Genomic DNA, 13,406 nt, shown 5'->3' with positions numbered 1-13,406 from the left:
TTCGGCGGGCGGCCCAGCGGCCGCCCGTTGCTATTGATGGATTTTCCAATATGAAACATCTGGCCATGTTCTGGCATTTGATAAAACCCTTTTGGTGTAATCGGCAACGGCTGCCGGCGTTGGCATTGCTGCTGGTGGTGTTGACCTTAAGCCTCTCCTCGGTGTGGTTCAGCGTGCAGCTCAACCAGTGGAACGGCGACTTCTTCAATGCGCTGCAGCAGTTGGATGGCAGCCTGATTTACCCCCTGTTGCAGCAGTTTATGCTGATCATAGTCGCCTTGGTGTTGGTGTTGGTGTACGCCGACTACCTGAAGAAAAAGCTAATTATTCAGTGGCGTGAATGGATGACCCGGGATCTCTGTAGCCGCTGGCTGTCGCCGGACAGTCGCCATTACCGAATCCAGCTTGGGCAGCAGGAGCCTGACAACCCGGATCAACGCATCGCCGAGGACGTTTTCCTGCTGGTGGACACTTCGCTGGATCTGCTGTTGTCCTTCCTGCGTTCTGTACTCACCATAGGCTCCTTTGTGGTGATCCTCTGGACGCTGTCCGGCGAGATCAGCATTCCCTTGGGCGATGCCGAGTTGACCATTCCCGGCTACATGGTGTGGGTCTGCCTGCTCTACACCCTGATAGGCACCCTGATCACCCACAAGGTGGGCAAACCATTGCACCGGCTTAACTTTCAGCAGCAAAAGCGTGAGGCGGATTTCCGTATCGCCCTGGTGCAGCGCCGTAACCACAGTGAAGCCATTGCCGGTCAGCGAGGCGAGGACTGCGAGCAGCAGGCGCTGGCGCAAAGCTTCTCCCGGGTAGCCGGAAACTGGTACGCCTTGATGTCCAAGGAGCGTAATCTGGCCTTCTTCACAACAGGGTACAGCCAGGTCACCATGTTGGCGCCGATATTCTTTGCTCTGCCCAAGTTTCTTGCCGGGGCAATTCAGCTCGGCGGTTTAATGCAGATAAAGATGGCCTTCACCCAGGTGGCCAGTGCCCTCAGCTGGTTTATCTACGCCTATAAAGACCTGGCGCGCTGGAGCGCTACGGTCGAGCGTCTGAGTCATTTTGAAGCCAGTTTGTTTGCCGATACGCCGCGGCCCGAGGCGGCAGTCGCCGCCAAGCCCTCAGCTGCAACCGATAGTGCCCCAGATAAAAGTGTCAATGTGCTTGAACCTCAGGCAGTGCCGCTGTTGCAGGCCAGTCTGGATCTCTTGTTGCCGGATGGTCGGCCGCTGCTGCAAAGACTGCGCCTTTCACTCACACCGGGAAAGCTGCTGGTACTGCACGGCCGCTCCGGTATCGGGAAAACCAGTTTACTGCGAACTCTGGCAGGCTTCTGGGATGGCTATTACGGGGAGCTGGCGACTCGGGTCAGTCCCTGCTGGATATCCCAGCGCCTTTATCTGCCGGAAGGTTCACTCAAGTCGCTCATCTGTTATCCGGCTGTCACCCAGAGGTTTAGCGACGAACGTTGCCGCCAAGTGTTGCAACAGGTGGGTTTAGGGGAGCTGCAGGACACGCTCGAACACACAGATAACTGGCTGCAGCGGCTATCGGGCGGCGAGCAGCAAAGAGTAATGTTTGCCCGGTTGCTACTCAACGCCCCTGAGCTGATCCTGCTGGATGAAACCACCTCGGCACTGGACATAGCCGCCGCCACTTCGCTGCTGCAACTCTTGCGTGCCGAGTTGCCCAAGGCCTGCATAGTGTTGGTCAGCCATCAATTGCCACTGCATCAGCTGGCCGATGAGATTATTTCCCTGGAACAGGATGAACAATGTCAACCTGCCAACATCACCCGCCTGAGGGAGGCCTGAAATGAAACCCTTGATAGTATGTTTGCTGGCCGGTTTGCTGCTGGCTTGCCAAAGCACTACTGAGCCGAAACCACAGTCACAACTAAAGTCAACTTCACAGCAACCACTCGCCGAGGGCAGCTTGCCACTGAGGCCAGATCTGCAAACTTATACCTTGGCCAACGGTTTACAGGTGATGCTGCTGCCCAGGAAAGATCCGCGGCAAAATGTGGAACTCAGGCTGCTGGTCAAGGCCGGCTCGCTGCAGGAAACTGACGCCCAGCAAGGCTTGGCCCATTTTGTTGAACACATGGCGTTCAAGGGCACAGAGGCGTTTGCGGATCAGCAAAGCTTTAAACAGTTGGAGCAGCAGGGGATCAGCCTTGGTAGTCATGTCAATGCGGTAACCAGCTTTGCTTCCACCGTCTATAAGTTGTCTTTACCCGCCCCCGATGAGCAGCAAGTGGCGTTGGGACTGAAAATCTTATCCCAGTGGGGCCATAAGCTGACATTCGATCCCCAGGCGTTTGAGCGCGAGCGGGAAGTGATCATCGAAGAGTGGCGTTTGCGTCAGGGGCTAGGGCAGAGGATTAACAGCGCCCTGGAGCAACTGCGTTATCAAGGCAGCGAACTGGCCGAGCGTAATCCCATAGGCCTGCCCGAAGTGATCCGCAATGCGCCTGTGACCCTGGCCAAGCAGTATTATCAGGACTGGTATCAGCCGCAGAATATGGTGCTGATGATGGCCGGTGAATTCGATGTCGAAGACGCTCGGCAGCATATCGAGCACTTCTTCGGGCCTATGGCGAAGGGCGACAGCAAAGTCGCCGCCGACTGGGGCTGTTTCGATTCCTCTGCTGCCGAGGTGCAACTGCAAACTGTGTTGGATCCCGAGCAATCGCAGCGTTTTATCCAACTCATGCTGCAACAGCCCTTGCCCGCGCCGCTCAATAGTGTCAACGGCCAATGGCGGGATCTGCTCGACAGGCTCTGGCTGGCGGTACTGAATCGTCGTCTCGGCCTGATGGTGGATGAACAGCTGTTTGCCAAGGCGCAGCTCGGCGATCAGAGTGCGGTGCTGTCGCCCTCGCGAATTCAGCATCTGGCGATTCTGCACCCGCTCGATGCCGACTATGGCACAGCGTTGCAGCGCTTTGCCACCGAACTCAAACGTTTGGCGAGCCAAGGGGTGAGCCAAGCTGAGCTGGATGCCGTCAAGGCGCCCTTGCTGGCGCGCTTGCAACAGCAGGCGCTGAGCGAGTCGCGCTATGACAGCGGTTATCTGCTTGAGCAACTGACCAATGCCGTCAGCTTTCAAATGCCTATGCTGAACAAGCAGCAAGAGTGGCAGATGACCCAGACCTTCCTCGCCGAGGTCACACCCGAGCATCTGCAGGCGGCGGTGCAGTCTTTGCTGCAACAGGCCGAGGTCAAAATTGCCCTCATAGGGCCGGACACAGACGCCGAAAAGCTCAATAAAAATAGCCTGCTGACCGCCTGGCAGCAAGGGCTGGCGAGCACGCCAGGCGCCTTTGCGCTCAAACCCAGGCAACTGACACTGGACTTAACGCCGCCTGCGATGAATAAGGTCGTGGATAGAGCATTACTGCCGGCGCTTGGCGCCTTGCCCAAGGTTCGCAGCGAGCGCTGGCAACTGGCCAATGGCCTGACCTTGCTGCTGCACAGCGATCCTATGCTGACCGATAACATTCAGCTGGATCTGCGCCTTCCCGGTGGTCGCTCTCTGGAGAACCACAACACCAAGGGCTATGTCAGCCAGGCGCTTTACCTGCCATCCTCCTGCGGTATCGGCGAATATTCGGGCCGGGATCTGCTGGCCTTGCAGAAGCAATACGGCATCAGCATCACCCCCTATGCCGAGCTGCTGCATCATGGCCTGCGTGGTCAGGCATCCGCCGATACCCTGGCGCCGCTGCTCAAGTTATTTGCCCTGCGTTTGACTCAACCCAAGTATTGCCAGGAGGCCTTGAGCAGGCAGCTTGAGGCCATTCAGCAACAGCGGAATCATATGCCCGCCGAGCGGCGCTTTATGGATGCCATCACACAAGCCGCCTTTGAGAACGGAGAGCTGCTCTTGATGCAGGGCAGTGACCCTGCATCAGAGCTGGCAAGGCTTGAGCAATTAGATAGGCAACTGTTGGGTGACCCGGGCACCATGGTGCTGAGCATCAGCGGCAATCTGCCGCTCAAGCAATTGGGCGAGCAGGCCAACCTCTGGCTCGGTCATCTTGCCAAACAGGAGGGCAAAACGGCGCAGAGCTGGGCTGATCGCAACATTCGCCCCAAGGCTGAGTCTATGGAGCGCCGTTACCCCTGGAGCAGTAGCCCGAAAACCATGGTGCAGATCCAATACAGCCAGGATGCGAAGTGGAGTGCGGCAAACAGCATGGCGATGCAACTGATAGAGCAGGTGCTGAACCAAAGGCTGCGGCAGAAACTGCGCACCGAGGCTTCCGGTGTCTATGTGATCCAGATGTCGCAGCTATTGGCGCGTGACCCGGCAGCTTATTATCTGGGACGGCTCAACTTCACCGCAGCGCCTGAGCGGGCCGAGGCGCTGGCCGCAGAAGCCGATACTGTAGTGCAGCATCTGGTGCGCGAAGGCATGAGTGTCGCCGAGTTCAAACAGGCCAGGCAAACCCTGGCCGTGTTGCAGCGTCAACAGCGCCAAAGCGCCGCCTTTTGGAGCGCCGCTCTGGCACAGACCATGGCCGATGAAAGGCGACTTCAGGAGCTGGCTGAGACTGATAACACGCTGAATAAGCTGACGTTGGAGCAGACCAATCAACTGCTTCAGCAACTCTTGGGACAGCATAAGAAGGTCTTTATGTTGGAGCCGGCAGAGGTTTAATACCCAAGAGCCGAGGTATCTAACAAGACGGCCATTCGGCCGTCTTCTTTTACTAAACAATATGTTGAGGGCATTTATCAGAGTGATTTTTACCGAATTATATATTGTATGAGCTGTGTCGAATATTTCGCCATCAGACCTACTCGTTGACATGGGGCTATGGCAGACTGAATTTATGTTCAGGTGACGACAGCTAAATGTCCATGGAGGGGAAGGTGAGCAATTGTAAGTTGCCGATAGAGCGATTTGCTTTTCTCGAGATGTTGGCCTTTTGGAAAGGGAGAGTCCGCAATAAAGATATCGAACACCAATTTACCATTACCCGTCAGCAAGCCCACAAAGATTTGGCCAAATATCGGGAATTGCACCCCGGCGCCCTGATAAAGCTTGATAAGGCCTGCTTCGGGTTTGCGGAGCACGCCAGCCTCAGCTACTCATCTGCTTCCCTGGATGATTTTTTCCTCTGGTACGAGACAGGTTACTTTGCTCAGCCCCGCCCCTTGAATGGCTCCTGTGCCACCCGAATGGCATTGCCGGAGCGCAACATTTGCCGCCATGTCCTCGCCGGTTTGATTAATGCCATCGAGCAAAACCTCAGGCTTGAGGTGGAATATGTCTCTCTGTCCAATCCCGAAGATGAAGGCCGAATTTTTACCCCTCACACCTTAGTCAAGGCCGGCAGCCGCTACCATGTTCGGGGCTACTGTGAAAAGTCAGCGGCTTTTCGCGATCTTGTCCTGAGCCGCTTTCGGGGAATTCCTGTTGTGGAGGGCATCGCCCATCAAACTGTAAAAGAAGACTCTGCCTGGCAGACCATGCTGGCGGTAATTCTGGCTCCGGATCCCCGCCTGACAGCCCAGCAACAACAGGTGCTGGCCAAGGATTATCAGATGGAGGGGGGACAACTCATTATTCAGTGCCGGGCAGCCTTGGTGGATTACCTGCTCAGGGAGATGCAGGTCAATACCAAGTATTTGGATGGTACTCCTGAGGCTCAGCAGTTGGTGCTGGTAAACCGAAATGACATCAAGCAGTGGTTATTCAATAGCTAGGACCGGCATGGTTTGAGCCAAGGTAAACTCAGTTAACCTGAGTGTCTGTACAGTATTGGTGGCAATAGGAAAGTTGGGTAAAAGTAACTGATATCTAACGCCGAGGTATTTAAATGGACGATTTCTCACCCTCTGATCTTAAAGTGATTCTGCACTCAAAACGCGCCAACATGTATTACCTCGAATATTGTCGCGTAATGCAAAAAGATGGCCGAGTACTCTATTTAACCGAAGCTGATAAAGAAAACCTCTACTTCAATATCCCTATCGCCAACACTACAGTCTTGCTGCTTGGCAACGGTACATCAATTACTCAGGCCGCGATGCGTATGCTCTCGCAGGCCGGAGTACTGGTAGGGTTTTGTGGCGGTGGTGGCACACCGTTGCATATGGCGACTGAAGTGGAGTGGTTTACACCGCAAAGTGAATATCGCCCTACCGAATACCTGCAAGGCTGGCTCTCATTTTGGTTTGATGATGAAAAGCGCTTAGCCGCTGCAAAACAATTTCAAAATGCCCGAATCGACTACTTACAAAAGGTGTGGCGCACTGACCGTGAACTCGCTCTGGAAAAGTTCAATGTTCAGGATCAGGTTATCCAACAATCACTTGAAACCTTCCACAAGCGCACAGTGGCAGCCAGTCAATCCTCAGAGCTGCTGCTTACCGAAGCGCAATTAACAAAAGTTCTATACAAATACGCGGCCAATAATACCGGCAAAGAGGGTTTTTCTCGCCAACAACAACCCGACAAAAAATGTACCGACAAAGCCAACGACTTTTTAAACCATGGCAACTACTTAGCTTATGGTTTGGCAGCAAGCTGCTTGTGGGTATTGGGGATTCCGCATGGCTTTGCCGTGATGCATGGTAAAACCCGCCGCGGTGCTTTGGTGTTTGATGTGGCCGATTTAATCAAAGACGCCATTGTGCTGCCCTGGGCCTTTGTTTGTGCCAAAGAAAACGCAACCGAACAAGAGTTTCGCCAGCAAATATTGCAAGCCTTTATTGAGCACAAAGCACTCGACTTTATGTTTGACACAGTAAAACGCGTTGCCCTGCGAGATCAGGGTGAACAAGAGCGCGAGGCAATCCCATTATGATGGTCACCTTTGTCTCTCAGTGTGAAAAAAACGCGCTTAAGAAAACCCGTCGCGTACTGGATGCTTTCGCCAACCGGATTGGCGATAACACCTGGCAAACCCTGATCACCGAAGAGGGATTGTTAACGGTGAAAAAAATGCTACGCCAAACCGCCAGTCGCAGCACTGCCGTCAGTTGCCATTGGATCCGCTCCCGTTCGCGTAGCCAGTTTTTATGGGTGGTGGGGAATAAAAAGAAATTTAATTTGGAAGGTGTGGTGCCAGTTAACAGTACTGAGAAAGATTTACTCAACAGCGACTATGAAAGTGATTGGAAATATTTACCCTTGGTTAAGGCGATCACTGGCATGGCTGCTTTGCTGCACGATTGGGGTAAGGCTTCTTTACTTTTTCAGGAAAAATTAAATCCAGAAATTAAAACCCAGCATAAAGGCGATCCGCTACGCCATGAGTGGATCTCTTGCCTGTTATTTCATCAGTTCGTTACAAGCCAGATGAGTGATAGTCACGATGAAGCATGGTTGAACTTTCTGATCAACCAAGGCATTGATGAGTCGCGATTGACTTACCAGAGGTTACAAACGGCAAAGCCACTAAGCGAACTGCCCAACGCAGCAGCATTGATTAGTTGGTTAATTGTTTCTCATCACAGATTACCGCTGCCCAAAAAAGAAGATATGTGTCGGGAGCAACGAGAGAATCGTAATAGTTCGCTTGGTGATTTGTTGGCCAGAATCACTTCGGCATGGGGTTATGAAAACCAATTTGAGGATTACAACAGGCTGTTACCCAAATGCTTGGAATTTCCTTTAGGGCTACTTTCTCAATCACAAACTTGGCTAACGGCATTGCAACGCCGTGCGAAGGATTTATTGCATCAGTTGCCTTTGTTAGATCAAGCGATGAATGACGGCAGCTGGCGCGTGGTTTTACACCATGCACGGTTGTGCTTGATGCTGGGCGACCATTATTACTCCTCGCAAGCCAATGATCCTAGTTGGAAGGTTTCAACCGAGCTGTACGCCAATACAGATCCAGAGACCAAAGAGCGTAAACAAAAGCTGGATGAACATTTGGTTAATGTCGCCAGGGTGGCGGTGAATACGGTGAAGTTACTGCCCTTTTTTGAATCTGAGCCGCTAAAAGCGACTGAACTCACCGAGCTGGCACCCAAGGCAAACACCCCCAAAGCGTTCCGTTGGCAAGATAAAGCGGTACGTAAAATTATCGAGTGGCGTGAGCATACTGAAGATAAAAGCCAAGGTTATTTTGTGGTCAACATGGCGAGTACTGGCTGTGGGAAAACCATGGCTAACGCCAAAATCATGCAGGCGCTCTCGGAGGATGGTGAAAGTCTGCGTTTTATTCTCGCGCTTGGTTTGCGCACCCTTACTTTGCAAACTGGTGATGAATACAAACAACGGCTCAAACTGCAAGATAAAGATCTCGCTGTGCTCATTGGCTCTAAGGCGATTTACGAGTTACATCACCAGACTGGTGCGCAAGTCGATAAGGAGGAAGTGGAACTTAATCAAGCTGAGCTTGGCTCTGAATCGATGGAAAGCTTGCAAGAAGAAACTGATGAACTGCATTGGCAGGGCGTATTGCCCGAAGAAGAGCTCACTACAGTTTTAATCAAGGAAAAAGATCGCAAGTTGCTTTATGCCCCGGTACTGGCTTGCACCATAGATCATATTATGGCGGCTACCGAAACCAAACGGGGTGGGCGTTATATATTGCCTTGCTTACGGTTAATGTCATCCGACTTGGTGATAGATGAAATCGATGATTTTACTGGCGACGATCTGATTGCGATTGGCAGACTCGTTCATTTGGCCGGTATGCTGGGGCGAAAAGTCATGATTTCCTCTGCCACCATCCCGCCGGATTTAGCACTCGGTTTGTATAATGCCTATCGCCAGGGGTGGGCAGTATTTGCCGCCAGTCGTGACCGAAACGCCAGCATTAATTGTATTTATATTGATGAATTTACGGCACATACTCAGTTGGTGGGGAGCAATGATTATGACTTGGAGGCTTACCGGGCCTTGCAACAAGGCTTTATCAATAAACGGGTCGAGAAGCTCAAACAGCAAACCGCCAAACGTAAAGCCGAAATTATCCCCTGCCTCAAACAACCTGATTTACCGCTTGATACTCAGTATTTTGCAACGGTAAAGCAAGCGGTGCTGGCTAAACACCGGCACCACTTTATCTTAGATCCCCAAAGCCAAATTCAAGTTTCCTTTGGTGTGGTGCGCCTTGCCAATATTCAACCCTGTGTCGAGCTAACCAAGTACTTGCTCAGTTGTGATTGGCCTGCAGATACCGAAGTACGTTGTATGGCTTACCACAGTCAGCAAGTGTTGTTGCTGCGCCACGAGCAAGAAAAGCATCTAGATGAGGTGCTTAAGCGTAAAGAGAAATCGGGAGAATTACCCAAAGCGTTTGCTCATCCCGTGATACGCGAACACCTAACCGCTTGCCAAGCAAAAAACCTGATTTTCATTCTGGTTGCCACCCCAGTTGAAGAAGTGGGGCGCGACCATGACTTTGATTGGGCGGTGATAGAGCCCTCTTCTTTTCGTTCGATTATTCAAATGGCAGGCCGTGTACGCAGGCACCGTGATGGAGAAATTCCTGTGCCCAATATTGGCTTGTTGCAGTACAACCTCAAAGGGTTCAAGGGGAGAGAAGAGCGAGTATTTAACCGTCCTGGCTATGAAACCGACCGAACTACTCAGCTCGTCACTCATGACTTAACCCAGTTGGTGGACGAAAAGCCATTGCTGCAATCGGTTAATGCAGTTGCTCGAATTCAGAAGCGAGCGACGTTGGAGCCACAAAAAAACTTGGCGGATTTAGAGCACTTTGCCACCGCCAAAACATGCGGCACGGATCAAATCGGCAAGCCAGAAGTAAGCGAAGTTAACCGCCGGGATAGATTCAGCCGCAACCGTCGGGAAAGCCAGCGCCAGTCTTGTTGGTGTGAGCATTTACACGGTCATATTCATGGCTACTGGTGGCTTACGGCATTGCCGCAATACTTCAAACGCTTTCGCAAAAGTGAACCCTCAGTACAGGTCTACTTAGTCAAAAAATCGCGCAGTATCGAGTTTTGTATCCCTAATGAGCGGCAATGGCCTGCGATTGAGCAAGTGTTAAATATTCAGCATCAACCGCTTGCGCCAGAACAACAGCAGAAACTCTGGCTGCAACGTGATTACGGTGAGTTAGTTAATCAATACAGCACAAGTGCTGAGCAGGAGTTTGCTACGTCAGTGCGATACGGAGAAATCAGTTTTATCTACCGGGAAGGAAGTCAGCAATACAGTTACAACGACCAATTAGGCTTGGTTAAGGTTAAATAGTGGAGGGATTTACCGTGTTAGATCCAGCAATAGTCAGCTTTTTTGCCGAGCGCAAAGAAGCCTGGCTTAAGAAAAATGTCAGTACCTCGATGCAAGAATCAGAAGTATTGGAAAAACAGCGGGAGTGTAAGCAAAACTTTCTGTTGGCAAATTGGTTACCCGATGCTGCTAAAAGGGCAGGGCAAATCTCAATAGCCTCACATCCCTGCACCTTTAGTCATCCGAGTGCGCGAAAGAACAAAAATGGCTATGTCTCATCGATAATTTCCAAGAATAAACCGAGTGCCGATGGCTTTCTGCGATCAGGCAATGTGGCGGTAGAGCCAGATGCACTAGGTAATGCAGCGGCATTGGACGTGTATAAGTTCCTGAGCTTGCCGATGAGCGATCAACGCTCTCTGCTCGTGCATATTGAACAAGAAAGTGAGTTGGCTCGCCAGTTGCTTGAGGTGCCAACCTGTGATTATCAGACGCTACGAGACGGTTTTTTAAAAATGATCGATAGCGATCAAGCTTCGGTATCCAGCTCGAAGATTAAGCAGGTCTATTTTCCGGTAGCCGAAGGTGAATATCATTTATTGTCGCTATTGACCCATTCAGGCCATCTTTTTGAATTACGCAAACGACTTGATGCAATGCGATTTGGGGAGCTTGTCAAAGAGGCCAGAGAGTGCAAAAAAGCCAATCGATTTCACCCAGAGGGTTATCAAGAAATATTTGGTCTAACGACCATTGGCTTTGGCGGTACAAAACCTCAAAACATCAGCGTGCTCAATAACCAAAATGCGGGAAAAGCCCATCTTCTTCCATCCATTCCGCCTAACTTAACACCCAGAGAAATCCGCTTGCCTAAGACGGACTTTTTCAAAGAGTGTTTTACCGCTTGGCAAGCCAAGGAGGTGTTGGAAGCGTTGCATCGACTGTTTAAGACTGACTATAACAACATCAATATCCGTGATGGACGTGATTACCGTATTCAGCAATACGTTGATTTGGTTATTGAAAAAATGTGGCAAGTGCGCCTGTTTCTCACTGGCCATCAAGGCGATCTACCAAGCGAATTGCCATTGGAGCAAAAAGTTTGGTTGTACCCTGAATTTGAGTCGCAGCGAGAACAAGAGAATGAGTGGCTCGATAAAATCACTCGTCAAATTGCCCGTGGTTTAATCAACCACTACAGCCGCAGCAAAGTCATCAGCAACCCCTTATTACTGGCCGATCAAGAACTCTTGGCCATTGAGACAGTGGTTGCCAGCAATAGGGAGAACTTTCGATGAGAGTGCTGATTTTGCCCCATATTAAAATTCACAACGCCAATGCACTCTCAAGCCCTTTTACCATAGGTTTTCCGGCCATGACAGCATGGTTAGGGTTTGTCCACGCTTTGGAGCGCAAATTGAACCAAGCCGGTCTGTCTGAGTTAATGCTGCACAGTGTCGCCGTTGTCAGTCATTGCTGTGATGTACAAACTCACAAAGGTGAGGGCGATTTTGTCCATTCAATTATTGGTACAGGTAACCCACTCGATAAGGACGGTTCGCGTTCGGCATTTATAGAAGAAGCACGCTGTCATTTAGACGTCTCTTTAGTGATTGAGTGGAGTGGCGATGAGGAACAGGTGCAAAATCCTGATTTTGCAGGGCAATTGCAAGCGGTCATCGCCACCATGAAAGTAGCGGGTGGTGATGTCATCTGTATAGGAAAGCCCGCAATCGGCTCAGTGGTGACAGAAGAGGATACGACGCGAGTTCTACGCCAACTGATGCCGGGCTATGTACTGCTAGAACGGCGCGATCTAATGATAGAGGCCATGCAGCAAGACAATGATGCATTAGATGCACTGCTTGGCTACCTCAGCGTTAACCACAATTGTGAACAGCTTGAAGATGGCAGTGTTGTTTGGCACAGCCAGCGCAAAACCCATGGTTGGATTGTACCCATAGCAACCGGGTTTCAGGGCATTTCACCATTAGGTGAGGCGAAAAATCAACGGGATCCCACTACGCCCCATCGTTTTGCCGAAAGCGTGGTCACGCTAGGTGAGTTTGTTATGGCGCACAAAATTAAAAACCTCGATGACGCCCTTTGGCAATACAACTCCGATTTAGAAAACGATCTTTACCTTTGTCAGCAAGTTAACGCTATCAACGAATATGAATAAGGAACAATCTCATGGCTAAAATTAACGACACCGCTTCAGTATTGGCATTTGAGAAGAAACTAGTCCCATCAGATGGCTATCTATTTGGCACTAGCTGGGACGCTAAAGAACAGGTCACTCCTTTATCGTTACAAGAAAAATCGGTACGTGGAACCATTTCTAACCGTTTAAAAGCGGCAGTAAAAAATGATCCACTTAAGTTAAATGCCGAAGTGGAGAAAGCAAACTTACAACGTGTCGATGCCTGTGCTCTGGGGCAAGATCAAGACACTCTTAAACTCCATTTCACCCTAAAAGTGTTGGGTGGTTTAGCTCAACCTTCGGCTTGTAATAATGCGCAATTCAAACAGAGCTATAGTGCCGCAGTTGAGCAGTACATTGCCAAGCATGGTTGTTTTGAATTGGCAAAACGCTACGCCACTAACCTGGCAAACGCGCGTTTCTTATGGCGTAACCGAGTGGGTGCTGAAGAAATCGAAGTGCAAGTTAAGGCGCTTAATAAAGGGGCGGAGCAAACTTGGACGTTTGACGCCAAAAAGTTCAGCACCCGCCATTTCGATCATAACGACGAACAAGTGAGTAGTTTGGCTGAACGCATTGCCAAGGCCTTGGCCAGTGGGTCCGAACACCTGATGCTGCAAATTGACTGCTACGCAAAAGTGGGTAAAGCGCAAGAAGTTTATCCAAGTGAAGAGCTAGTGTTGGATAAAGGCAATAGCAAAACCAAGAAAAGTAAAATTCTTTATGCCGTTAATGAACATGCAGCGATGCACTCACAAAAAATAGGTAATGCATTGCGTTCTATTGATACTTGGTATCCAGAATACGCTTTGGCAGAACAAAGTGCAGGGGCGATTGCCATAGAACCTTATGGTGCAGTGACCAATTTGGGTAAAGCATTCCGCACTCCGAAAGATAAGCAGGATTTTTACAGCTTCTTTGACAAGTGGGCTCGTGGAGAACCACTACCGCGTGAAGAAGATGAACATTATGTGGTGGCCGTGTTGGTGCGCGGTGGGGTATTCGGCGAAAGTGATAAATAGGTGGCGGT

8 protein-coding genes are annotated in these 13,406 nt (G+C 50.7%); all 8 read left to right on the top strand.

Annotated features, from left to right (window positions below; all coding sequences use genetic code 11):
* Positions 1-50: 50 nt before the first annotated feature.
* Positions 51-1,817 (top strand): ABC transporter ATP-binding protein/permease, encoded by a 1,767-nt coding sequence (locus ACWAU4_RS19870; protein ID WP_025011342.1) that lies wholly within the window; start codon positions 51-53, stop codon positions 1,815-1,817.
* Position 1,818: 1 nt separating this feature from the next.
* Entirely contained in the window at positions 1,819-4,668 is a 2,850-nt protein-coding gene (locus ACWAU4_RS19865; protein WP_208125182.1) for a M16 family metallopeptidase, read from the top strand.
* A 215-nt stretch (positions 4,669-4,883) separates the two neighbouring features.
* A complete protein-coding gene (locus ACWAU4_RS19860) occupies positions 4,884-5,720 on the top strand; it encodes a WYL domain-containing protein (RefSeq protein ID WP_208125181.1) in 837 nt (278 codons plus the stop codon).
* A 113-nt stretch (positions 5,721-5,833) separates the two neighbouring features.
* Complete coding sequence (gene cas1f, locus ACWAU4_RS19855) at positions 5,834-6,823, top strand: type I-F CRISPR-associated endonuclease Cas1f (RefSeq protein WP_028781394.1); 990 nt, start codon at positions 5,834-5,836, stop codon at positions 6,821-6,823.
* Entirely contained in the window at positions 6,820-10,194 is a 3,375-nt protein-coding gene (gene cas3f, locus ACWAU4_RS19850; RefSeq protein WP_208125180.1) for a type I-F CRISPR-associated helicase Cas3f, read from the top strand. Before cas1f ends, cas3f begins: the two co-directional genes overlap by 4 nt.
* A gap of 14 nt (positions 10,195-10,208) precedes the next feature.
* Complete coding sequence (csy1, locus tag ACWAU4_RS19845; protein ID WP_198556922.1) at positions 10,209-11,471, top strand: type I-F CRISPR-associated protein Csy1; 1,263 nt, start codon at positions 10,209-10,211, stop codon at positions 11,469-11,471.
* Positions 11,468-12,355: a type I-F CRISPR-associated protein Csy2 gene (csy2, locus tag ACWAU4_RS19840; protein WP_123117057.1), complete on the top strand. Its 888-nt coding sequence runs from the start codon at positions 11,468-11,470 to the stop codon at positions 12,353-12,355. Before csy1 ends, csy2 begins: the two co-directional genes overlap by 4 nt.
* 11 nt (positions 12,356-12,366) lie before the next feature.
* Positions 12,367-13,398: a type I-F CRISPR-associated protein Csy3 gene (gene csy3 / locus ACWAU4_RS19835; protein WP_107110713.1), complete on the top strand. Its 1,032-nt coding sequence runs from the start codon at positions 12,367-12,369 to the stop codon at positions 13,396-13,398.
* Positions 13,399-13,406: the final 8 nt, after the last annotated feature.

The sequence above is a fragment of the Shewanella sp. FeAMO genome (assembly GCF_053653955.1).
This window is presented reverse-complemented; position numbering and strand designations above follow the sequence as displayed.

What these genes read in the sequence shown, in the direction of transcription:
- ACWAU4_RS19865 (WP_208125182.1), top strand. Translation starts at nt 1,819, where the DNA reads ATGAAACCCTTGATAGTATGTTTGCTGGCCGGTTTGCTGCTGGCTTGC.
- csy2 (WP_123117057.1), top strand. Translation starts at nt 11,468, where the DNA reads ATGAGAGTGCTGATTTTGCCCCATATTAAAATTCACAACGCCAATGCA.
- ACWAU4_RS19870 (WP_025011342.1), top strand. Translation starts at nt 51, where the DNA reads ATGAAACATCTGGCCATGTTCTGGCATTTGATAAAACCCTTTTGGTGT.
- csy3 (WP_107110713.1), top strand. Translation starts at nt 12,367, where the DNA reads ATGGCTAAAATTAACGACACCGCTTCAGTATTGGCATTTGAGAAGAAA.
- cas1f (WP_028781394.1), top strand. Translation starts at nt 5,834, where the DNA reads ATGGACGATTTCTCACCCTCTGATCTTAAAGTGATTCTGCACTCAAAA.
- cas3f (WP_208125180.1), top strand. Translation starts at nt 6,820, where the DNA reads ATGATGGTCACCTTTGTCTCTCAGTGTGAAAAAAACGCGCTTAAGAAA.